Source organism: Priestia sp. 10L35, assembly GCF_056395685.1.
In genome coordinates this window covers 417,991-442,363 of sequence record NZ_JBFTKA010000004.1, presented here as the reverse complement: position 1 = coordinate 442,363, position 24,373 = coordinate 417,991, and the positions used below count along the sequence as shown (strand labels likewise).

Annotated in this window: 18 protein-coding genes; 17 read left to right on the top strand and 1 reads right to left on the bottom strand. The window is 36.6% G+C overall.

The annotated features are described in order from the left end of the window. The first annotated feature begins 27 nt into the window (after nt 1-27). The 14 genes from AC1DEF_RS17810 (at nt 28) to tagH (ending at nt 20,349) form a co-directional block, all read left to right on the top strand. Entirely contained in the window at nt 28-1,413 is a 1,386-nt protein-coding gene (locus AC1DEF_RS17810; RefSeq protein ID WP_477727486.1) for a sugar phosphate nucleotidyltransferase, read from the top strand. Nucleotides 1,414-1,445: 32 nt separating this feature from the next. Beyond that, nucleotides 1,446-2,453, top strand: coding sequence for a mannose-6-phosphate isomerase, class I (manA, locus tag AC1DEF_RS17805; protein WP_477727485.1), 1,008 nt, complete (start codon nt 1,446-1,448; stop codon nt 2,451-2,453). Then, nucleotides 2,413-4,161, top strand: a complete 1,749-nt coding sequence (locus tag AC1DEF_RS17800; protein ID WP_477727484.1) for a phospho-sugar mutase — start codon at nt 2,413-2,415, stop codon at nt 4,159-4,161. The genes manA and AC1DEF_RS17800 overlap by 41 nt, the downstream gene beginning before the upstream one ends. A 133-nt stretch (nt 4,162-4,294) precedes the next feature. Then, on the top strand, nt 4,295-5,047 hold the full coding sequence (locus AC1DEF_RS17795) for a YveK family protein (RefSeq protein WP_477727483.1): 753 nt from the start codon (nt 4,295-4,297) through the stop codon (nt 5,045-5,047). Next, the gene (locus tag AC1DEF_RS17790; RefSeq protein ID WP_477727482.1) at nt 5,037-5,747 is read left to right on the top strand and encodes a CpsD/CapB family tyrosine-protein kinase; all 711 of its coding nucleotides are present in this window, start codon (nt 5,037-5,039) and stop codon (nt 5,745-5,747) included. The genes AC1DEF_RS17795 and AC1DEF_RS17790 overlap by 11 nt, the downstream gene beginning before the upstream one ends. 668 nt (nt 5,748-6,415) lie before the next feature. After that, nucleotides 6,416-7,297, top strand: a complete 882-nt coding sequence (galU, locus tag AC1DEF_RS17785; RefSeq protein WP_013055839.1) for a UTP--glucose-1-phosphate uridylyltransferase GalU — start codon at nt 6,416-6,418, stop codon at nt 7,295-7,297. 66 nt (nt 7,298-7,363) lie between these two features. Next, nucleotides 7,364-8,617, top strand: a complete 1,254-nt coding sequence (locus tag AC1DEF_RS17780; RefSeq protein WP_477727481.1) for a glycosyltransferase family 4 protein — start codon at nt 7,364-7,366, stop codon at nt 8,615-8,617. Nucleotides 8,618-8,669: 52 nt separating this feature from the next. After that, nucleotides 8,670-9,953: a glycosyltransferase gene (locus AC1DEF_RS17775; protein WP_477727480.1), complete on the top strand. Its 1,284-nt coding sequence runs from the start codon at nt 8,670-8,672 to the stop codon at nt 9,951-9,953. A gap of 76 nt (nt 9,954-10,029) precedes the next feature. Continuing rightward, on the top strand, nt 10,030-12,756 hold the full coding sequence (locus AC1DEF_RS17770; protein ID WP_477727479.1) for a bifunctional glycosyltransferase/CDP-glycerol:glycerophosphate glycerophosphotransferase: 2,727 nt from the start codon (nt 10,030-10,032) through the stop codon (nt 12,754-12,756). Beyond that, complete coding sequence (locus AC1DEF_RS17765; RefSeq protein WP_477727478.1) at nt 12,753-13,940, top strand: glycosyltransferase family 2 protein; 1,188 nt, start codon at nt 12,753-12,755, stop codon at nt 13,938-13,940. The genes AC1DEF_RS17770 and AC1DEF_RS17765 overlap by 4 nt, the downstream gene beginning before the upstream one ends. Continuing rightward, on the top strand, nt 13,903-16,065 hold the full coding sequence (locus tag AC1DEF_RS17760; protein ID WP_477727477.1) for a CDP-glycerol glycerophosphotransferase family protein: 2,163 nt from the start codon (nt 13,903-13,905) through the stop codon (nt 16,063-16,065). The genes AC1DEF_RS17765 and AC1DEF_RS17760 overlap by 38 nt, the downstream gene beginning before the upstream one ends. A gap of 120 nt (nt 16,066-16,185) precedes the next feature. After that, nucleotides 16,186-17,751, top strand: coding sequence for a DUF6270 domain-containing protein (locus AC1DEF_RS17755; protein ID WP_477727476.1), 1,566 nt, complete (start codon nt 16,186-16,188; stop codon nt 17,749-17,751). Nucleotides 17,752-17,804: 53 nt separating this feature from the next. Further along, nucleotides 17,805-18,611 (top strand): ABC transporter permease, encoded by an 807-nt coding sequence (locus tag AC1DEF_RS17750; protein WP_477727475.1) that lies wholly within the window; start codon nt 17,805-17,807, stop codon nt 18,609-18,611. Nucleotides 18,612-18,627: 16 nt separating this feature from the next. Continuing rightward, nucleotides 18,628-20,349 carry a teichoic acids export ABC transporter ATP-binding subunit TagH gene (gene tagH, locus AC1DEF_RS17745; protein ID WP_477727474.1) on the top strand — a complete coding sequence of 574 codons (1,722 nt, stop codon included), beginning with the start codon at nt 18,628-18,630 and terminating at the stop codon, nt 20,347-20,349. Nucleotides 20,350-20,387: 38 nt separating this feature from the next. Here tagH and tagU read toward each other — a convergent pair whose 3' ends face one another. Next, nucleotides 20,388-21,338 carry a polyisoprenyl-teichoic acid--peptidoglycan teichoic acid transferase TagU gene (gene tagU / locus AC1DEF_RS17740; RefSeq protein WP_057239628.1) on the bottom strand — a complete coding sequence of 317 codons (951 nt, stop codon included), beginning with the start codon at nt 21,336-21,338 and terminating at the stop codon, nt 20,388-20,390. Between the two features lie 195 nt (nt 21,339-21,533). Between tagU and AC1DEF_RS17735 the strand changes: the two genes are divergently transcribed. From AC1DEF_RS17735 to AC1DEF_RS17725, 3 genes are all read left to right on the top strand, one after another. Then, complete coding sequence (locus AC1DEF_RS17735; RefSeq protein WP_477727473.1) at nt 21,534-22,322, top strand: SGNH/GDSL hydrolase family protein; 789 nt, start codon at nt 21,534-21,536, stop codon at nt 22,320-22,322. Nucleotides 22,323-22,534: 212 nt separating this feature from the next. Next, nucleotides 22,535-23,287 carry a CpsB/CapC family capsule biosynthesis tyrosine phosphatase gene (locus tag AC1DEF_RS17730; RefSeq protein WP_477727472.1) on the top strand — a complete coding sequence of 251 codons (753 nt, stop codon included), beginning with the start codon at nt 22,535-22,537 and terminating at the stop codon, nt 23,285-23,287. A 279-nt stretch (nt 23,288-23,566) separates the two neighbouring features. Beyond that, the gene (locus AC1DEF_RS17725) at nt 23,567-24,334 is read left to right on the top strand and encodes a tyrosine-protein phosphatase (RefSeq protein WP_477727471.1); all 768 of its coding nucleotides are present in this window, start codon (nt 23,567-23,569) and stop codon (nt 24,332-24,334) included. The last annotated feature ends 39 nt before the right edge of the window (nt 24,335-24,373 follow it).

The following is a 24,373-nucleotide window of genomic DNA, read 5'->3' as shown; positions in this document are numbered from 1 at the left end:
ATAAAATGAAAAATAGGGGGTAACAATTTGAAATTAATTTTATTGTCTGGTGGTTCAGGTAAGCGTCTGTGGCCTTTATCAAATGATTCTCGATCGAAGCAATTTTTAAAAGTATTAGAAGGCAAAAGTGAAGATAGAAGTTTAGAATCTATGGTTCAACGAGTTTGGAAACAAATCACTAATGTAGGCTTAGCAAATTCAACAGTTATTGCAACAGGAAAATCACAGGAAGATATGATTAAAAGCCAGCTTGATAATCAAGCTGGCTTAATTATTGAGCCTTGTCGGAGAGACACGTTTCCAGCCATTGCATTAGCAGCTACTTATGTATATAGCGTTCAAAAAGCAGAATTAGATGAAGTGGTAGCTATTTTACCAGTGGATCCATATGTGGACGATAAATTTTTTGATAGGGTCAAAGATTTAGAGAAAGTTGTACAGGAAAGTAATGCTCAGCTTGCTCTAATCGGTGTTACTCCTACTTATCCATCATCTAAATATGGGTATATTGTTCCTAACTCTGAAAAAAGTAATAAAGAACATTTTACAGTAAATCGCTTTACTGAAAAGCCGGATGAAGAGCAAGCTATGTGTCTAATTGGAGAAGGAGCTTTGTGGAATTGTGGAGTGTTTGCTTTTAAGCTGGGATATGTAATTTCAATTCTTGAGGAAAAAGGATTCCCCACTGAATATGAAAAATTATTAAGCCAATATGCAACACTTCCTAAGATTAGTTTTGATTATGAGGTAGTAGAAAAAACAGAAAATATTGTTGCGCTTCCTTATAATGGTTATTGGAAAGATCTAGGGACTTGGAACACGTTAACGGAGGAAATGGCAACAACTCAAATTGGTAAGGGTGTTATTAGTAAAGACAGTGAGAACATTCATTTAATTAATGAATTAGATATTCCAGTTACAGTAGTAGGTGCAACAGATTTAATTGTAGCAGCTAGTCCAGATGGAATTTTAGTATCTGACAAAGAAGCTAGTCCTCGAATTAAAGAATTAGTAGGCGAATTTGATAACCGCCCTATGTATGAAGAAAGACGTTGGGGATGGTATAGAGTACTTGACTATACAAAACTAGAGGATGAAAAAGAAGTATTAACAAAAAGAGTTTGCATTACTTCAGGAGAAAATTTAAGTTACCAGCTCCATGATTATAGAAATGAGACATGGACTATTATTAAAGGAAAAGGCGAATTGATTTTAAATGATCGAATGCAGATAGTCAAACCAGGCGATGTTATACAAATCCAAGCTGGAGATAAGCACGCAGTTAAAGCTATTACTGACTTAGAAATTATTGAAGTGCAGATGGGTTCTCAACTAATTGAAGAAGATATTGTAAGGTTGTTTATGACTTGGGAAGAAATTCAAGACTATGTACTTAAAGTTAAAAAAATCTAGGTAACGTGTAAAGTAGAGGAGATGCAAGAAAGTTGAAAAAGCCTATTTTTCTAGAAACATTATTTCAAGAGAGGATTTGGGGGGGAGACAGATTAAGTAAGGTCTATGGCTATCGAACTCCCTCTAATCAAACCGGGGAATGTTGGGCAATTTCAGCTCATCCGAATGGTCCGAGTGTTGTACGGGAAGGGGATTATACGGGCAAAACGATAAGCGAGCTTTGGGATGAGTATCCAGAGATATTTGGACATTTCGATAGCGAAAAATTCCCTCTATTAACTAAAATTTTAGATGCGAACGAAGATTTATCGATTCAGGTTCATCCAAATGATGAATATGCAAATGAATTTGAAAACGGTGAGTTTGGAAAAACAGAGTGCTGGTATATTTTAGATTGCGAAGAAGGTGCCACAATGATTTTGGGGCACCGTGCACAAAGTAAAGAAGAATTTATGAATATGGTCGATGAAGGTCACTGGAATGATTTATTACAGCGTGTAAAAATCAAGCCAGGTGACTTTTTTTATGTTCCTAGCGGTACGATTCACGCCCTGTGTAAAGGTACGCTTGTACTTGAAACGCAGCAAAGCTCAGACACAACCTATCGCGTTTATGACTACGGTCGTCGTGATCACAATGGAAACCTGCGTGAGCTGCACTTGGAAAAGGCAATTGAAGTAATGACTGTTCCCCACATCATATCAAAAGTGGAGCCTGCGTTTATAAAAATGAGCGGTGGATCCATCATTACGTTTGTAGACGAAGATTATTTTACGGTCTATAAATGGGATGTGCAGACGGAAATGGAACTGATGCAAGATGCACATTTTCTATTAGCCAGCGTCATTGAAGGAGAAGGAACGCTTTGCACGGAAGACGGAGAATACGCTTTGCAAAAAGGTGATCACTTTATCCTGCCGAATCACGTAGATTCCTTCACCATAAAAGGAACGCTTCAGCTTATTGTATCTCATCCGAACCATAAAGGAGGTCAACATCGTGAATTGGAAAACACAGCTAGACAAATGGCTAACATTTAATGCGCTTGATGCGGAGTTAAAAGAAGAGCTTCTTATAATGAAAGAAGATAACAAACAAGCAGAAGACGCATTTTATAAAAATCTGGAATTTGGCACGGGAGGAATGCGCGGTGAGCTTGGTCCTGGAACGAACCGTTTGAATGTATATATGGTAAGAAAAGCAACGGAAGGCCTTGCATGTTATATAGAAAAAAGCGGAGAAGAAGCAAAGAAAAAAGGGGTAGTTGTTGCCTATGATTCTCGTCATAAGTCGCCTGAATTTGCTTTAGAAGTCGCAAAAGTGCTCGGGCAGCATAATATCAAAACGTATGTATTTAATGAGCTTCGTCCAACGCCTGAGCTATCTTATGCGGTGCGTTATTTAAATGCATTTGCGGGAATTGTTATTACTGCGAGTCATAACCCTCCTGAGTATAACGGCTATAAAGTGTACGGCGAAGATGGAGGTCAGCTTCCGCCGGCAGCTGCAAATAAGATTATTTCGCATATGAATCGTGTTGAAAATGAGTTATCTATTTCTGTAAAAGAAGAGCAAGGGCTTTTAGCAGAAGGCTTATTAGCGTATATAGGACCGGAAGTGGATGCTGCTTATACAGAGGCTTTAAAAACGATTCAATTAAATCGTAAGCTTGTTGAAGAAGCACGAAGTGAGCTGAAAATTGTTTTTACTCCTTTGCATGGTGCAGGAAATAAGCCGGTTCGTGAAGGACTAAAGGCATTTGGATTTACTAACGTAACGGTGGTAAAAGAGCAAGAGCATCCAGATCCTGATTTTTCGACTGTACAGTCACCGAACCCGGAAGAGCACGCGGCTTTTGAACTCGCAATCCGATATGGAAAAGAAGTAGATGCCGATCTTTTAATGGCAACTGATCCCGATGCGGACCGTCTTGGCGTTGCTGTGAAGGATAGCAGCGGGGAGTATGTCGTTTTAACGGGTAATCAGCTAGGGGCGCTGATGCTTCATTACTTGTTGATTCAAAAGAAAGAACAAGGTCTGCTGCCTGAAAACGGAGCGGTTGTGAAAACAATTGTAACTTCAGAAATTGGTCGTGCGATTGCTTCAAGCTTCGGTGTAAAAACATTTGATACGTTAACAGGCTTCAAATTTATTGGAGAGAAAATTAATGAGTTTGAAAGAAGCGGCGACTATCAATTTCAATTTGGTTATGAAGAAAGCTACGGATATTTAATAGGAGATTTTGTACGTGATAAAGATGCGGTTCAATCTGCTGTGTTTGCAGCCGAAGTCGCGGCTTATTGCAAAGCTCAAGGAAAGTCTCTTTATGACGGCTTGCTTGATATTTTCAGCAAGTACGGATATTACAAAGAATCGCTGCGTTCTATTACGTTAAAAGGAAAAGATGGAGCGGAGCAAATTCAAAAGCTTGTTGATGCGTTTCGAGTGAATCCAGTTAGCGAACTGGGAGAAATAGCCGTTACATGTATCGAAGACTATCAATCAGGTGAGCGCGTGCATGTAAAAGAAGGTAAGACTGAGTCTATGCCGTTTCCTGTCTCCAATGTACTAAAGTATCATTTTGAAGACGGCACGTGGTTCACGATTCGTCCGTCTGGAACAGAGCCGAAAGCAAAGTTCTATTTTGGCGTGAAGAAAGGATCATTGAGTCAAAGTGAGAAGCATTTAAGAGAAATTGAACAATTAGTCATGGAAAGAGTAAAAAAATCGATTGCAGTGTCGATATAAAGACTGAAAGTAAAAGTAAGAAATGTAAGGATTTCATTTAATTTACAGAAGAATATAGTAAATTTAGGTTTTGTCAATTATAATGAATAGTAGATTGAATTTTTTTTGAAGTTACTAAGTTCGGAGGTCAACTATGGAAGAGAATATTAGTTTGCGAGAGTTGTTTGCAGTGCTTCGTAAGCGTCTTTGGCTTATTGTACTCATTACCATTATCGCAGCAACTGTAAGTGCCGTAATTAGCTTTTTTGTTTTAACGCCTGTGTATGAATCAAAAACGCAGATTTTAGTCAATCAAGCAAAAAATGATCAGCAATTATATAGTAATCAAACCGTTCAAACGAACGTGCAGCTTATTAACACGTACAATGATATTATTACAGGTCCGGCCATTTTGGACAAAGTGATTAAAGAATTGAAGCTTGATGAATCTGTTGCAGATTTAAGCAGTAAAATTCAAGTAACAAATGCCAAGGACTCTCAAGTGGCAGAGATTGTCGTACAAGATACAAGTGCGAAGCGTGCAGCTGACATTGCAAATACAACGGCTTCTGTTTTTCAAAAACAAGTGCCTAAGCTTATGAACGTGGACAATGTAAAAGTGCTGTCAAAAGCAGCGCTTGGCGAAAGCCCAAGCCCTGTGAAACCTCAGCCTTTATTAAACGTCGCAATTGCTATCGTTGTTGGTTTGATGGTAGGTGTGGGTCTATCGTTCTTACTGGAATACTTGGACAATACGTTAAAAACAGAGCAGGATATCGAAAATATTTTAGAACTGCCGGTTATGGGAGTTATTACAACGATTAAAGATGTACCAAAAGCAACCAACGTACAGCGTCCGGATTTAACTGCTCGCGTACCGCAAAGAGGTGAGACGTTTGGCTCGTAAAACGAAAGAGCAAAAAAATGATAAAATGCTGACGTTAAAGAGACGTCTGCTCGCCCATAACAGTCCGAAAGATCCGGTAGCTGAGCAGTACCGCACGATTCGTACGAACATTCAGTTTTCAGGAACGGACGAAGAGATTAAATCTCTTTTACTGACTTCGAGCGGACCTTCTGAAGGAAAGTCCACAACAGCTGCTAACTTAGCTGCTGTTTATGCCCAGCAAGGCTTGAACGTGTTGCTTATTGACGGAGATTTACGAAAGCCGACGGCACATTATACGTTCCGTTTGGAAAATCATACGGGTTTTACCAATGTGTTAACGAAACAATCACAGCTTGGACAAGCGGTTCAAAGTACGGAAGTGCCGAATCTTTACGTCTTAACGAGCGGTCCAATCCCTCCAAATCCTTCTGAACTTCTTGCTTCTAAGCAAATGGGAGAGGTGCTTGCTGAGATGAAGGAGCGATTTGATATGGTTATTTTTGATACACCGCCTATTTTAGCCGTAGCGGATGCTCAAATCTTGGCCAATCAAGTAGATGCTTCTCTTCTAATTGTAAGCAGTTCGAAAACGGAAAAAGAGGCAGCGTTAAAAGCAAAAGAATTGCTAACGCAGGCAAAATCAAAATTGCTTGGAGCGGTTCTTAATAATCGTAAAATGGAAGAAGGAAATTATTACTACTATTATGGAAGTAATTAACCTATTTTCTTAAATAACAGGCAAGCTTTCTCATAAGGCGTCGAAACCAAAGCGGTTTCGGCGCCTTATTTTTGTTTGTTGTTTTTCATGCTCTTTTTATGTTCTGAAAAGCTTCTTTTTCGGCTTGGAAGGTGTTCTGTTCCTAATTTCCCCTTAGCAATTTATATAAGGAAAGAAAGTGTTACATTTACCGAGGTGGAAATTTCGACAAAAAAAGACATAGAAATACTTACTGTAATGTGCTAATATGAATATTGCTTTTGTTAGGTCTTAAGGCATACGAAAGAAAGCTGAAAATTTCATTGCTATTTTAATTTGACACCTTTTTCCTATATGCATCCAGACTTATTACTTGATAAGATGGATGAAATTATGCTTAAAACAGCTATGTCAGAAGGTCTGACATAGTGAAATGTATTATTTTACGTGTTAACATGCATAATGGGATACTGAGGAAAAAGATATATTACTATATGTGTAGAAAAAAAGAACGTTTTGTAAAAGAAAAGATAGCTAGTTTGGACGGATATACAAGTGCAAACCAGCCCATCCTTCTTTTTTGTTTTTAGTGCAAAATTTATCTAATGAAGTCAAAATACGGGTAGCGGACGCGGTTTTTAGCGAAAACGCTCGTACAGATACAACTACATAATAAAGGAGAACATAACATGCAAAAAGTAAGAAAAGCGATTATTCCAGCAGCAGGGTTAGGAACACGTTTTTTACCTGCCACAAAAGCAATGCCAAAGGAAATGCTTCCGATTGTAGATAAGCCTACTATTCAATATATTATTGAAGAGGCAATTGAGTCAGGCATTGAAGATATTATTATCGTAACGGGTAAAGGCAAGCGTGCGATTGAAGACCATTTTGACAACGCTCCTGAGCTAGAGCAAAACTTAGCTGAAAAAGGTAAATTTGAGCTGTTGGAGAAAGTTCGCCAGTCTTCAAATGTTGAAATTCATTATATTCGCCAAAAAGAACCAAAAGGATTAGGGCATGCGGTGTGGTGTGCGCGTAATTTTATTGGCAACGAGCCGTTCGCTGTTCTTTTAGGAGACGATATTGTACAGGCAGAAACACCTTGTCTGCGTCAATTAATGAATGAGTATGAGCAAACGTTATCTTCAGTTATTGGTGTTCAGACTGTTCCTGAAAATGAAACGCATCGCTATGGTATCGTAGATCCTTCTTCAAACAAAGGCCGCCGTTACCAAGTAGAATCATTTGTTGAAAAGCCAGCAGCAGGTACAGCACCTTCAAACTTAGCAATTATGGGCCGTTATGTATTCACTCCTGAGATTTTTAAATTTTTAGAAGAGCAAGAAATCGGAGCGGGCGGGGAGATTCAATTAACCGATGCGATTCAAAAGCTAAATGAAATTCAGCGCGTGTTTGCGTATGATTTTGAAGGCAAGCGTTATGACGTAGGAGAAAAATTAGGCTTTATCCAAACATCGCTCGAGTTTGCTCTTCAGCACGAAGATTTGCGTAAAGATCTTCTTGTATTTATGGAGCAGCTGTTGAAAGAGCAGCAAATCAAAGCTTAAACAGAGAAACCTGCCGGTAGCTTGTTTGAGTAGGTTACCGGTTAAGTAGTATTGGGGTGAAGCTTAATGACAAAAAAAGTACTTGTGATTTCTCAGCATTTTTATCCGGAAATCGGAAGCGCCGGAAACCGGATGAAAAATGTATACAAGCTCTTAAAGGAAAATGATTATGATGTAGATGTTTTGACAACTGAACCAACGTATCCCAACAAGAAAATTTATAGCGATGAGCAGTTTTGGGACGATGATTCATTAGATGAAGAAAATGATGTTACACGAGTGAAAGTAGCCAATCGCAAATACTCTAGAAGCATTATTAATCGCTTATGGTACTACTTAGAAATTGCGTTTCGCATGATTTTATTTATTTTACTTGACCGTAAAAAATATGATGTTGTTTTTGTCACGTCGCCGCCTATTTTTATTGCGGTTGTAGGGTTAGTAGCAAAGTATCGGTACCGGACAAAAATGATTCTGGATATAAGAGATTTGTGGCCGGAATCATTAAAGGGAGTTGGGGTTTTTAATTATCGGTTTATTATTTATATCTTCAGCAGGTTAGAAAAACTTCTGTATGTAAAAGCCGATAAAATTATCGTAAACAGTCAGCGCTTCAAAGATTTTATCATCGGTAATTACCATATTCCTCTAAAAAAAATCTCTTTTATGCCAAATGCCGCTCGCCAAGAAGAAATTTCTCCGATTGAATCAGGTGACGGGCCGTTCAAAGTTATGTACGCAGGAAATATTGGCTTGGCCCAAGATGTCACCATCTTAATGGAACTAGCGAAAGAACTAAATGAGTATGATATTCAGCTCACGGTGATGGGCTACGGATTTAAAAAGCGGGAATTTGTGAAGTTTGCAAAAGAACATAATCTTTCTAACGTGAATTTTATGAAGCCTTCTACCCGTAAAGAATGTTTAAAGACAATTTCAACTCATCATATTGGAATTGTTACTCTTAATGGCAAGGAAGTATTTGAAACGGTATTGCCTGGAAAAATTATCGACTATATGACGTGCAGTCTTCCTATTGTTGGAGCCGTATCAGGTTATGCAAAAACGATCATTGAAACGACAGAAGCAGGAATTGTGGCAAAGTCTCATGAGGCAGAAGAAATGCTAAAACATATTTTATACCTGTATCAGCGTCCTTCTCTGCGAAGTGAAATGGCACTAAACAGTCGAAAGTATGTTCAAAAACATTTCCTGTGGGAACGAAATATCAATGTGTTAATCAATCTGATTGAAAACAGAGTACCTGCATATGAAGAGATGGGTCCTGTAGAAACGAGAGAAAAAGCCGAAGTTTTATAATTACATAGAATCTTCACTATGAATATCTTAAAAGTAACGACGGAGGATAAAGATGTCTAAGAACGTATGTATGTTTGTGTGGAATCATTTTACCAATGATGCCCGTGTCTTAAGAGAATGTTCTTCATTAGTAGAAGCCGGCTATAATGTGGATCTCATTGCGATTCATGACCGGAAAAATCCACAGCTTAAAAAGAAAGAAGAGCGTAAGGAAGGTTTTACTGTTATTCGTGTCAACAACCAGTTTCCATTATTACAAATGCTTCTTGGAGCTGCCCGACGTTTGAAAAAAAGTATTCCTTTGCAGCTGCTTGCTTTAGTTATACTTGGCTTAGGATTATGGAAACTGACAGTTATCACGTTACTAGTAGCTGTTCTCCTTGGACTGTTTGTGACGCCAAAAGCTCGAACGTTTATGGTTAGAGGTTATATTGCAAGTCAAATGGTAAAGTATGGGTTAAAAAAGAAATATGATATTTATCATTCGAATGATTTAAACACGCTTCCTCAAGGGATTACGTGTGCAAAAATTTTGCGCCGGAAAAAGCTAGTCTATGATTCTCACGAAGTGCAAACAAGCCGCACTGGGTACAACAGTCCTATTTACGGAATAATGGAAAAACTTTATATTAAGTTTACGGATGTGATGATTGCTGAAAATCATACGCGTGCTAAATATACAGAAGACTTGTACAAGCTGTATCCGCAGGTTGTTCATAATTATCCGTTTGTTGTGAAGCCAGAGCTGAGTCAATCTGTTAATCTTCATGAGAAGCTGGATATTCCTTCTACTGAACCAATCCTTTTATACCAAGGTGGTGTTCAAGTTGGTAGGGGTCTTGATAAGCTGATAGAAGCAGCACCGCTGTTCAAACGAGGCGTGCTTGTATTCATTGGTGACGGTCGTATTAAACCCCAGCTTGAGAAAATGGTGAAAGAGCAAGGACTTGAAGATCGTGTTAAGTTCTTAGCCAAAGTACCGGTGGAAGATCTGATGCATTATACAAAAAATGCGTATCTTGGTTTCCAAGTATTAAATAACATTTGTTTTAACCATTATTCAGCGTCTTCCAATAAATTATTTGAGTATATGATGAGTGCGGTTCCCGTTATTGCCTGCAGCTTCCCTGAAATTCAAAAAGTAGTAGAATCAGAGGAAGTCGGAGTATGCGTTGACTCCCATGATCCAGCGTCGATTGCAGAGGGCGTTAACTACTTGCTTGATCATCCTGAAGAACGTGAACGAATGAGCCGTAATTGCTACCAGGCTCGTGAAAAATACAACTGGAATAATGAAAAAGAAATTTTTATCGACATCTACAAAAAGCTGGCATAACGTGTCAGCTGGAATTTTAAACTTCTAAATGTGTGCAGCATCATCACTAATTTTTACAAGAATAGGAATGAGCAACTTGAGTAAATATAAAGTCACCGTCGTGATTGTAAACTATAATAAAGAACCCTATATTTCTCAATGTATTGAGTCTGTTATCAATCAGTCTCTGCAGCCAATTGAAATCATCATTGTAGACGATGGGTCAACCGATAACAGCGGCATCATTTCGAGTCGATATGCTGTAGCACATCCTCATGTTCGCTATCTCATTCAAGAAAATAAAGGAGTAAGCTCAGCCAGAAACAAAGGCTTATCTTACGCACAAGGTGAGTATGTTGCCTTTTTAGATGCAGATGATTATGTACCCGCTGATGCCTATGAAAGGCTGTATAAAGCCGCAGTGAAATCAGGTGCAGATACTGCTGTAGGGAACTTTGAATGTTTTAACGAGTACCGCACTTGGAACTTGGCTTATATGAAAAAAGTCTTTGCAAAAGGCCTTCCTGCCGTACGGCATATTTCTACCCACAAAGAACTGCACCTCACGCCTTCAGCAAGCAATAAATTATTTAAAAAAGATCTTCTTATTCAGCATAGCATTTCTTTTGATGAAGACTTACATGTTGGTGAAGATTTGTTATTTACTCAAAAAAGCCTCTACTGCTCGCGTAAAACGGTAGTAGAAAATAGTGACGTTTTATATTACCGAGTTAATGACAATGAAATGACACTATCAAAAAATAGTACTCTTTCATTTTTTAAACAGCTAGTAATGGTACAGCAAAAATTAAAGAGTTTATACGGTACTCTCAATGAACGGTCTCTGCTTCACGAAATCGAAAAGAGACAGGCAGAATTTTTCTTTAACTCTCTTTTTACAAAGGGTCCTAAGCTGCCGAAGAATCATTTGAATGAGCTGTTAGATATAAGCAGCAGCTTTTTAGATACGCTTGTTCATCGTGAAGTAACGTCCAGCCTAGACAGCAAAAGTCAGCTGCTCACACAAATGATTGTACAAAGAGATTATGAAGAGTTTATGAACTTAATGTTTTCTTTTTGTAAAGATGAATCTATAAACGAGGTTTTTTTGGAAGAAGGTCTGTTTTACAGCTCTTTGGCCAAAACATTTCCTAGATATAAGCAGTACTTAGAAGTGAAGCACGTAGAAGTTGAACAGCGAATTGAAGTGATCGAATTAAAAGACGGACAGCTAACACTTGGCGGCTATGCGTTTATTAAAGGCTTATCTGCTCAAGGAATGCAAAAGGACTTGCTATTTAAATACCGAGGTAAAGAGAAAGCAGTTTCTTTGCAGCAGGATTTACGAACAGACGTGAGTTATATATTTTCACATAATCAAATTGATTACCAAGACGCTGGCTTTAAAACGATTTCTCTCAACGTACTGGATTTTCTTAAGCAAGGTGAGTGGCAAGTATATATTCGTTTGACTGTGAATGATGTAACAGTGGAAGAACCAATAAAAGTGATGTTAGCGCAGCTGCGAAATCGTACGAAAGCCCATGTGGTGAATAATATTCAAATTAAAACAGCATTTAACACACGCTCGCAAATGACAATCAGCTTAAAAAAAGTTAGCATGCTGGAAAAATTAAAGTCTTTTGCTGTTCAAGTAAAAAGAGATATCCGATATGACGCAAGCTTTTTGAAGGCTAAGGATTACCATACGTTTTTAGCGATTCTATTATATAGAATGTTTCGTTTATTTTATGTTAAAAAACAAATTTGGCTGATTGGTGAGCGAAAAGATACGGCTCAAGATAATTCTTATCATTTATATCACTATATTCGAAAACATCATCCAAACGTTAATATTTATTATGTAATTGATAAGCAATCTCCAGATTATCAATTTATCAAGCATTTAGGAAATATTATTCATTTTAATAGTCTGAAGCATACGTTTTATTTACTCATATCTCATAAAACCATTAACAGCTACGTTGAAACTTCTAACATGCATACGGAATCGTATAAGAAAATTATGAAGTATTATCCAGAGTGGCAGCAAAATGAAAAGATTTTTATTCAGCATGGTGTAATTGGTGTTAGCCGGGTTAATCATGTTCTTCATAAAAATAGAATGAACTATAGTCAGTTTGTCGTTTCTTCACCGTTCGAAAAAAAACACGTCATGAAAGAATTTGGCTATAGCGAAAACGAGGTAATTGAGACGGGGCTTGCACGCTGGGATGCGCTTGAAGATACAAGCACAGGCAAAGAAATTCTCATCATGCCAACATGGAGAAGCTGGATTAAAACAGAGCAGCAGCTGTTTACATCCGATTATTGGAAACGCTATTTGTCTCTGCTTGAAAACGAAGAATTTCACCGTTTTCTTGAACAAAAAAATTTAACAGTTACGTTCTTTCCGCATTATCAAATGCAAAAATTGATTGGAGAATTTCCTGCTTTCCATCCTAGAATCACGGTCGTGAAGCAAGGAGAAGAAACTGTTCAAAACCTATTAAGAAGTCACAGTATGCTGCTTACTGATTATTCGACTGTATCGTTTGATTTTGCTTATATGAATAAACCAGTTTTATTCTATCAGTTCGATTATGATGACTTTTATTCAAAGCATTATAATGAAGGTCCTATTAATCATAAAAAAGATTTATTTGGAGAGAGAGTAGAAACGGAAAAAGAAGTGATTCAGCTATTAAAGCAATTTCCTCACTTCTCTATTCATAAAGCTAATAAAATTCAAAATTATGTTGTAAAAGAACATTCTCATAGCAATTTACTATTCAACCAATTGAGTGGAGGGAATTATGAATGAATAAACCATTAATTACAGTTATTCTACCTATCTACAATGTAGAAAGTTATATCGAAGAGTGCTTAAACTCCTTGTTGAATCAAACAATCGGCCATGAAAAATTGGAAGTCCTTATGGTTAATGATTGTTCTACGGACAACACAGCTGAGATCATGAATCAATATTCTCAGAAATACCCTCATTTTAAATCCATTCACTTGGCGGAAAATACGGGCGCACCCGGAAAGCCAAGGAATATTGGCATTGAAAAAGCAACTGGTGAATATTTAATCTTTTTAGATCCCGATGATTATATTCCAAATGATGCGTACGAGGCTCTTTACAAGGTCGCTAATGAAAATAAATCAGACTTTGTAATGGGGAAAATGGTGAGTTTTGACGATGAAGACGGCAGAGAGTATGAGCATATTACATTTAAAAATTATTTGTTACATAAGCAGTACTTGAATGCAGATATAAAAAGCGTTCCTTTCTTTCTGCAAGTGAAAACAGCCGTTTATTTAAAGCTTGTGAAAACATCATTTATTAAAAAGCATAACATTTCATTTGTAGAAGGCATGAAAAACGGCGAAGACAAATACTATGACATGCAGCTTTTCACTAAAGCAGCTAAATTTAGCTATATCCCGAAGGTTATTTATATGTACCGAGCAAGAAATGATGCAAAAAACTTATCATTAACGCAGCGAGATATCGTGAGTACAGTTGAAAATGATGTGAAAGCAGCAAAGCTTGTAAAACCGATGCTTGGCAGCCAAGAATACACGTATTTTCAAATTAACGCGCTGAGATCCCTATTATGGAAGCTGTGTGATCCAGACTTTAACCGTCTGCAAATGGATACACAACTTTATTTGATTAACTTGGTTAAAGACGTTATTAAAGGTTATGATAAAAAGTTAATTGAAAAATATTTAAAGCTTGAAGGACCTTTTATCAGCTTAATTGATAAAGGATATATAGATGAAGCGCTAGAGTATAATAAAATGCTTGTTTCGAGACGATGGTGGTACAAGCAAGGTATTGAGCTGCAGGCAGAATACAAAAAACACGCCAAAATCAGAAAAAGCTATTCATGGAAGATCACAAAAATCTTACGCAGCCGTAACTTTAAATTGAAACAACTAATTAAGAGGAGATATATAAATGAAAGTCAGCATAGTAGCACTCTTGCAGGAAAGTAATCTTACCAATTTTATTGATACTCTTAATAGATTAAGAGAACAAACGATTGGGTTTGAAAACATTGAATTGATGATTCTTGATCAAGCCGTTGAAAAAACGTCTCAGGAAGTAATTGAGCTTTCTAAATTGTCTCAGGAGGCCAATATACATGTACAAAAAGAAAGCGAGGTAAACTTTGCTTCTTTAAAAGGAAAGTATATCAGCTTCTTTGATTTTAATTATAGTATTTCACCTCATTTGTATAGTGGGCTATACAATACAGCAGAAAAAAAAGGACTGGATTTTGTATCAGCTAATGCAGATTCAACGGTGAAAACAAATATGGATGCATCAGCTGATGTTATAAAAAAAGGAGTTAATGCGTTAACGTCTTTAAAATTAATAAAAAAAGATACGCTGCTTCAGCATCCGCAGCTAGTATCTAAATCTGTCACAAGTACAGCCATTGAAGCTTTTCATTTTCTCGTCTATACAAAAGAGCTTTCTTTTAACTACATTGGTAAATTAAAATACAAAAATGGGTTTACTTTTGATGAAGATTATATCAGCTCATCGATTGGACAGATTGGCGAAGTTAACCGGGCGTTGCAAATGCAGGCACCTAAGGAATTAAACGAAGCCATTAAATTTCAACTTTTAACTCATATGCTTTATTTGATTGATAAAAATACGTTTACAAATAACTTAACAGAAGAAAAGCAAACGATTGCTTATAATGAGCTAAGAAGTCTGTTAGCTTTATTTAGCTCTCAAGAGATCAAAAGCTGCGGTATAGACGGATATATCCCGATTTTTAAGATGCTCGATAAGAACTTGGACGAAGAAGCTACTGAGTATATTAAATTACTAAGAAGTAAGCGTCATTGGTATGAGCAAACAAATAAATATAAGCAGTATTTTAAAAAGAACCCATACAGCTTAGAAGAGTCGCTTTCATGGAAAGTAACAAAGCCTTTTAGAAAAGCCAGCAGCATGCTTCGCAGTTTAAAACAATCTCTATACAAAGGGGTTTTACTAGCTGCCGCTAGTCTGGTTAAGGCATCGTTATTTAACCGTAAAGTATGGCTTGTAGGAGAACGTGAAGATCAAGCAGAAGACAATGGTTATTTTTTCTTTAAGTACTGCCGAGAACATTACCCAAATCAAAAAGTCTATTATATTATTAACGAGGATTCTCCTCATCTTGACAAAGTAAAGAAACATGGAAATGTCATTCATCATTCTTCTTTTAAGCATCAGCTATATATGCTGGTGGCTAGCACTTACATTAGCGCATGGACGTTTGAGGAGTGTTCATATCCAAGGCCGAAAGAAACATTTAAAAAGTTATTTAAAAAGCAGCTGGCTAAAAAATACAATATCTGCTTACAGCATGGTGTTATTATTCATAATATCTCTCCTTATTTACATAAAGAGAGATACAATCAAAACCTTATTATTTCGAGCTCTGAATACGAAAAGAAGATTATTCAAAACACGCTGGGCTACAGCGAGAATGAAGTTGCTGTAACAGGTTTAGCTCGTTTTGATAATCTTCATGAACTGGATGTAAAAAAACAAATTTTAATTATGCCAACATGGAGAAGACATTTATTCAAAATTAATAAAAACAGTTTCTTGAAATCGGATTATTATAAAGCTTACAAAAATCTCATTAGCAATCAAGAATTTTTAGAAATGATTGAGCGTCATAACATTCCTGTGAAGTTTTATATTCACAGCCAAATGCAAAAATTTATGGATCAGTTTATCATTGATCATCCGAACATCGAATTTTTAGTTAAAAGTACAGCTACTGTTTCAGAGCTCTTGAAAGAAAGTTCGCTGTTAATTACCGATTATTCTTCGGTATCAAGCGATTTCTTGTATATGGATAAACCGGTTATTATGTATCAGTTCGATCCGCACAATAACCACCATACACAAGTAAAAGAAATCCAATATAACCATTTGGGAATGATTGTTTCAAATGAAAATCAATTAATGTCAGCTATTGGATCAGTGGTAAACAACGATTTTAAAGCAAACAAGCAATATCTTGAAAATTCACAGCGGATTTTTAAATACAAAGACCAAAATAATTGTCAGCGTATTTATAACGTTATTAAGCAAAAAACGTCTTAATGATTTATAAAAGCAAAAGCTCTGGTCAGGATGAAGAAAATGCAATAGTTATGTTGCATTTTCTTCATATAAGAAGCTCTTTTTATACGAAGAGAAGTCATACTTAATTATAGGTGGGTCATGAATTTACTAGTGGAAAACATTAAATATAGAGATAGTGCTATCGTAGAAATAGCCTTAAACATTCCGAAAGAACTCAAGTCAAAACCAGCTGAACTCTTGCTAACGAGACGTGCTAAACATAAAAACAAAAGCATAACCTATTCGCAGCAAATTTCGCTGGATGATTCAGTCATTATTAACTTGAATGATTTAAAGCACTTAAAAGGAAATTTAGTATCGGTAGAAGAGATTATAGATGTTGCTATTAAAGCAGAAGAGCAATTATACGAGTTGTGTCTAGCTGATTTTAATGTAACTAAAATCAAATATATGACTGAAAAAGTATGGGGAACTCATTGGATCAAACCGTATAGCACAAATAAAAAAACAGTTGCCATTTACACTAAAACAGACTTTGCGGCAAAAGTCATTGAATGCTCTTTAGAAAAATCAGATTTGATTCTTACTGTTGAAATGAATGCAACGATTCTTCCCCAGGATTGCTATGCGACTATAAACGGGAAAAAATATGCCATTGAGAGCAGGCTGAATTTAAATACAATTGTATTTCGTATACCACTTCAAAATAGTGTACACTTGTATAAGACTATATCTAAAGAAGACGTCTCTATGCAGTACATCATGAACGATACGGTAGTGTCAGCACATCTACATGTGGGAAATCCTGCTCAGCTAAATAATGAATTATATACTATTCAGCTGAACAGCAGCGAACCTTATGCAGCCATGTGGATCGAAAGAAAAAAAAATGGCGCAGTAAAAGTAGCAGTATTGGGTTCATGTGTTACACGTGATAATTTTAACAGCAAGTTTAATCCTGACTACAAAAAAAGTTACGAGTGTGTTTCTTTGCAAAATCAATCTTCTATTATCAGTTTAATGGCTTCTCCTTTAGCGTTTCCGAAGGACAAAATTGATAACTTAAATGATTGGGACACATGGAATGTTAAAACAGATTTTCAGAAGCAATTTTTAGAGGATTTAAAAAAGCAGCAGCCTGATTATTTAATCATTGATTTGTTTGGAGACATCTTTTTTGGATGCCTTCGTGTAACGGAGAGTTTTTTAACTAATAATTACTGGAAGTTAGCTAAAACTACTTATTTCAAGGAATTAAAAAATCATAATGCGATTACCCTGCAAAATAACCAGGACGAATATATGGAGCTTTGGAAAAAAGCGATTAATGAACTATTTGCTTTTCTTCAAACAGAATTGCCTAATTGCAAAGTAGTTCTTCATAAAGCGCGCTTTACAGATTCTTACTATGACAATGAAGGCCAGGTCAAAACCATAGCTTCTTCTGTCAATGTTCAGGCATTAAATCAATATTGGGACCTCCTAGATGTTTATATTCAAGAAAACTATCAAGTAGATGCAATCGATTTAACAAAAGAGAAGTATATCTCTTACGAAAGCCATCCTTGGGGAGTCTTTCACGTTCATTTTGAAATGAACTATTATCAGCAGTTTTTAAAGCAATTACATCGTATTGTCGTAAAGAACTACCTTGAAGCAGAAAATATCTTTGCGACAATATATCAAGATTTAGAGCAGGCTTAATCATTGAGAAGCAAAGTCTATTTCTCAATAAATTGTACAAAAGGAATTATGATATGAAATCAATTAAAATCGTAATACAAGAACAAATTCATAATCTCTACATGATTGGTAGACTATCAGCCTATGAGTTGAAAAAATCTTATGCGGACAACCTATTAGGTGGACTTTGGATTATTTTGAATCCTTTATTTCAAATTGGGGTTTATTGGGTTGTGTTCGGTCTAGGAGTACGCGGAGGTCAAGATGTTGACGGAATCCCTTTCTTTGTTTGGTTAATTTGTGGCTTAATCCCTTGGTTTTTTATTAGTGCTGCCATTCTTCAAGGCTCTAACTCAGTCTATGCGAGGTTAAATTCAGTTTCGAAAATGAATTTTCCTCTGAGTGTTATACCTACATATGTAGTGGTTGCACAACTTTACACGCACTTAATACTTGTAGCCATGCTAATGGCTATTGTTATTACATCTCAAGGTATCCACCATATAAACATTATTAGTCTATTGTATTTTATGCTGTCGTCATTTTGCTTTTTGCTTTCTTTATCGTTCGTAACATCTACTTTATCTACAATGGTAAGAGATATTCACTTGCTTATTCAGACAGCTACACGTATGTTGTTTTATGTAACTCCTATTTTATGGTTGCCGAGTGATAACACGCCTCAATTGCTAAAAGAGATTTTTGCGATGAATCCTTTTTATTATATCGTAGACGGTTATCGTGAATCTCTGCTAAAAGGCAGCTGGAATTTTATTCACTCTCCATATACGATTATATTTTGGAGTGTAATTCTGTTGTTGCTTATATTAGGTTCGGCGATTCATGTAAAATTCAGAAAGCAGTTTGTTGACTATTTATAAAAGGTGAATCAGGTATATGAGTTATAAAGTCAAGTTTCAGCAAGTAACAAAAAAATACAAAATGTATAATAAGCAAATAGAGAAAGTAAAAGATTTGTTCTGGAATCGCGGTAAAGGAGAGTATCACTATGCGCTAAATAATATCTCCTTTACCGTAGATGAAGGGGAAATCGTAGGTGTTATAGGATTAAACGGATCGGGAAAAAGTACCTTATCTAATTTAATTGCAGGCGTTACAATGCCAAATGAGGGTACGGTTGATATTAAAGGCAGTGCATCGCTAATTGCTATCGGAGCAGGGTTAAACAACAAGTTAACAGGCCTAGAAAACATTGAACTTAAAGGGTTAATGATGGGGTTGACCAAAAAGCAAATTCAAGAGATTACGCCAAAAGTTATCGAATTTGCTGATATTGGAAAATTTATTAATCAGCCTGTAAAAACCTATTCAAGCGGTATGAAATCCCGCTTAGGCTTTGCAATATCTGTTAATATTGATCCGGATATTCTTGTTATTGACGAAGCGCTGTCTGTTGGAGATCAAACATTTACAAATAAATGCTTAGAAAAAATGAATGAATTTAAGGAAAACGGCAAAACCATTTTCTTTATCAGTCATTCATTGTCTCAAGTGAAAAGTTTTTGTACAAAGGCTCTTTGGATCCATTATGGACATGTCAAAGAGTATGGGGACATTAACGAAGTAGCGGACCAATACGGTCATTTTTTAAAAGAATATAATAAGATGTCTAAAGAAGAGCGTGAACAGTTCCGTGAAAAACAGCTTAATGAATTTTCACATGGATTATTGAATAACGGCACCTCGGTTTCAAAAGATACAGGTGAACATTCAAAAGAACAATCTGCTGAATCACAGAGTCTATCGCGTTCAAAAAGAATAGGAACTAAGCGGAAGAGTTCTTCTAGAAAGAAAAGTTTTACTAAAAAAGTATTGTTGCCAGCAGCAGCCGTTATTTTATTAGGAAGTGCGGGATATGCTGTCTATGCGGCACAAAGTGCCAGCCATGCAGCGAAACAAACAGAGAGTAAAAAACAGTCTTCTGCTAGCAGTACTGCTCAAAAGAAACAACAAGCTGAGAAAGTAGTCATTAATACAAAAACTGCTTTTGTCAGGGAAGAGCCAGATTTAGAGAGCAGCCAGAAAGCAGTTCTATCGTTTGGAGAAATATATAAAGTTCTTGAAGAGAAAAAAGATCCTGCTGAAGATATAAAATGGGTAAAATTGAATGCGGAACAAGGGAAGGAAGGCTGGGTTAGTTCAGCTCTTTTAACACCGTATACTGAACAGCAGTCAACGCTAACAAATAAAAATATTGATTCGCTGAACTCGCTTGTACGGTCAAAATATAATATCAGTATAAGTAAGCTGCTAAGTCCGTTAAGTGAAACTCAGAAGAACTTAATGGAAAATCAAGCTTTGCCTTTAACAAATCAGTATGAATCAAACGATGGAACTTTACTAAATTATGGATCTGTTCAATATGTGGCACTAAATAATATGATCACCGAAGTATCGTTAAGAAATGTAGATGAAGATACAGAAGATATCTTATCATTACTAAAGAAGAAACCGTTGTTTATTAATGACAAAGAAGGTCTGTATTTCTATCAATCCAGGAATTATTATATTAAGGTATATATAAATGTAAAAACGAACAAAATCAAGATTATATCTTTTGTAGAACGAGAGAAAGCAGAAGGTAAACAAATGAAATAAAAGTAAAGCCGTCTTTCTTAAGAAAGACGGCTTTACTTTTATTTTACATTTAAATGATCTTTTAACTTAGTAGATAGCTCTTGACGCGTTGCATCTGAAACTGCGTAGTAGTAAATGCCATTAATTTTCTCACCTTGACCGTCTACTTGCAGCTGCTCTACGTTATGACGAGCATCCTTATAGTTTGATTGAATTTGTTTCATATCGTCGAATGTAAGATTTGTTCTAACATTTGTTCCAATTGCATCTAAGATATTACCGTAGTTTGCCAGTGATTGAACGCTTGCTCCTTCTTCAATAACACCTTCAATAATTTGACGCTGGCGCAGTTGACGTCCAAAATCTCCGCGAGGATCTTCTTTACGCATACGAGAGTAAGCAAGAGCTTCCTTCCCGTCCAGCGTAAGCTTTCCTTTTTTGAAGCTGTACCCGTCATAATTAAAGTCTAAGTCATTGTTCACTGTCACGCCTCCAACTGCGTCCACAATGTCTTTAAAGCTTTCCATATTCACTTGTACATAATAATCAACCGGTACATCTAAGAATTTTTCAACCGTATTTACAGCCATATCGACACCGCCGAATGCATAGGCGTGATTGATTTTATCAGTCGTTCCTTTTCCAACAATCTCTGTGCGTGTATCACGAGGGATGCTGACCATTTTCATCGATTGATCTTTTGGGTTCACCGTCATTAGAATTAATGAGTCAGAACGCCCGCGGTCTCCTGCACGCTGATCCACTCCTAAGAGTAATATTGAAATAGGGTCTTTGTCACTGAATGAAACCTTCTCAGATCTTTTCTCCGATACATCACGTTTTAAAGGCTCATGAGTCTGCGTGAACGTTTTTTCAACAGAATGCCAAACACTGTAGGCATAAGCACCTACACCAAGGATTAATAATACAATAATACCCATAATGATTTTGAATGCGCGTTTTTTCTTCGGCTTTCTCCTTTTACGTTTGCGAGTTTGAGATTCTTCCATATTCATTGTCTCTTCCTTTGCTTAATATATTGATAAAATAAATGAAGTACCTATGTAAGTCATTATTCTTATCTTGAAAAAAATTCTGCATCAAAATTACTGAAAAAATGACAAATTTAATCATTTTTCTGCACTTACTTACAAATTATATTATAATAAGAGCAAAAAAGAAAGATATAGTAAGGGAGACAAATTATGAAAATTTGGATTAATATTCTAGCAGTCATCGTTTTTATTGCCGCAATTTCATTAGGAAAAGTGTATTGGAACAACAAAGTGTCAGAACAATCTGTTTCCAGACCAACAAAAGTAGAGGCTTCTAGTGATGCAAGTAATTCAGAAACTACTTGGAAAGAACACGCTCAAAATCTTCCGGAATCTATTAAAACTAAAATTCAAAAAGCTAAGCAAACCAAAACGCCGTTGAAGCTAGTTATTGTTGGATCAGCACCGCAAGAAGAAGTAAAAGCTACTTGGGCCGAGCTGTTGAGGAAAAAAATTGAAGATACATATGGTTCTCCCTTAATCCAGGTTGAAGTCCGTGAATATAAGGATATGACAACCTTACAATTCATCAAAAGCGATACATATAAAGAAATTGCCAAAGCAAGTCCAGATGTTTTGCTGTTTGAACCGTTTCTTTTAAATGATAACGGCGTAGTAGGTATTGAGAATACGTTAGATAATGTAGATATTATCTTGACGTATTTGAAACGTCAAAATGAACAGCTGGTTACGATTCTTCAGCCGTCAGCTCCCGTTTATAAAGCAAATAATTACCCATCTGATGCTAAGGCGTTAGAAGACTTTGCAAAAGAAAGTGGCTATGAATATATCAATCATTGGAAAGGATGGCCGGACTATCACTCAGAAAAGATTTCAGCTTATTTAACACAAGCGCCTGGTCAGCCTAATGACAAGGGAGAACAGCTGTGGGCACAGTATTTAGCCCACTATTTTACAAATTCTAAATCTAGCCAGTAAACAACAAGCCTAACCATTCGGTTAGGCTTGTTGTTTTAAAAAGAAAAATACTTATAAAATGCATTTCAAGACAAAATGGGAGCTTGTAAGACATAAAATTTATACATAAGAAGCAATTTTCCTTTATATAGAAAAGTCGGTAGGGGTCTATGATATAATATAATTCATGGAATACTATCCATGATCTGAGGCATAGAAAGAGGAGAAAAAGAATGATAGATATATATACCAATATCTTGCCAAATGTGAACAGCGGTCCCAAAAGTGTAGAAGAGTTTTTAGAAATGGCAAATGTATTAGTGAAACAAGGCGTAACAGAAGTCGTAGCAGCGCCTCTTTATGACGGAAAAGATTCCAGCTGTAGAGAAGGTGTCGATCTTGCGAATGAATGGTTAAGAAAATCTTCTATTTCGTTAAGAGTTTTACCAGGCCATAAAATAGTTGCCTCTACCCAGATGATTGTATCAAACGAAGAGTATTATATGATGACAATAAATGAAAATGAAAAATATATGTTTCTAGAGATTCCGCAAGATGTGGAAATTGAAGTGTTAGAAAGTATTGCATACGAGCTTCAGTTAAAAGGAATCGTGCCTGTTTTAAATGAGCCTGAACGTCATTCATTATTTGTAGAGAATCCCGCGCATCTGTACAAGCTCGTAAAAAATGGAGCAGTCGTTCAGCTGTCTGCACAAAGTGTGCTGGGCGGCCATGGCGGTAAAGCTAAAAAAGCAGCTTATCAGTTCATTGATCACGGATTAGCACACGTTATTGCATCTGGCGCGAATCGTGAAAATTACCAGCAGTACGGCCTGCAAAAAGCTTATTCAGCCGTTTCCAAAAAATACGGCAACAGCAAGCTTTATCATTTCATGGAAAATGCAGAGGCTATTGCGAGCGGGAAGGCTGTTTATAAACAAGAGCCTGAACGCATCAAAAAAACAAAATTCCTAGGAATCTTTTAAACTTTCCCTTTGTACCCTGATTAACTTCTGTTTAATCAGGGTATTCGCATACAAAGACCTACTTAAATTCCTTCTTTTATCATCATTATTTGGAGTTATTTTACAAATTTTGTTTGCGTTTTCACAAAGAGTAATAGTAAAATATTGTTAGTTAAGTAGATGACAGAAAAGTACGCGGTTTTCCGGGGTTCGTGGTGGTAAATGTCGAGAAGAATACATAGTTTCACACTAGAAATCGTCGTAGAATAGAGCTATACAAAACGCAGGGAGGGAAATAAAGTGATTGATATTCATACGTACATATTGCCTAATATCGATAGCGGACCTGAGGAAGTAGACGGCTTTTTAAAGATGGCACGCTCCTTAGCGGATCAAGGCGTTCAGTCCGTGGTGGCAACGCCGCTTTATGATAGCGATCAAGAGTTTATGAAACACCATTTATTTCTCTATGTGAACGCAGCTAATGAATGGCTCACGAATTCATGTATTCCTCTGCAAGTATTACCAGGTCAGCTTGTCCCTTTATCGCCTCAACTTCTGCGAAACTATGAGCGAAATCAGCTTCTTACGCTTAATCACACCGATAAATATTTGTTTCTTTCACTGCCTGAATATGATGTCTCACCTTATTTTGAAAAGATACTGTCTGATCTTCTAACAAAAGGTATTGTGCCTATTCTTCGTTCACCAGAATGTCATCCGATTTTCCGAGATCACCCTGAGCGTTTGTATGAGCTTGTTAAAAAAGGCGTACTCGTTCAGCTAAGCGCCGCTAGTATTCTTGGTTTAAACGGAAAAAAAGAAAGAAAAGCGGCGTGTACATTTATTAAATACCGCTTAGCCCACGTGATTGCCTCTGGCGTTCATGCCCGCAATTACCACGACTATTCACTTTCAAAAGCGTATGATTATATTTCCGACATGTACGGTGCTTCAGAACTTTATTTTTTTATTGAAAATGCAGAAGCGATTATCGACGGTCGTCCGGTGCATCAATTAGACCCTGAGCCGATGAAAAAATTTAGTTTATTTAAATTATTTAGCTGAAAACAAGGGACTTTTCCATAAAAACGGGAAAGTTCCTTG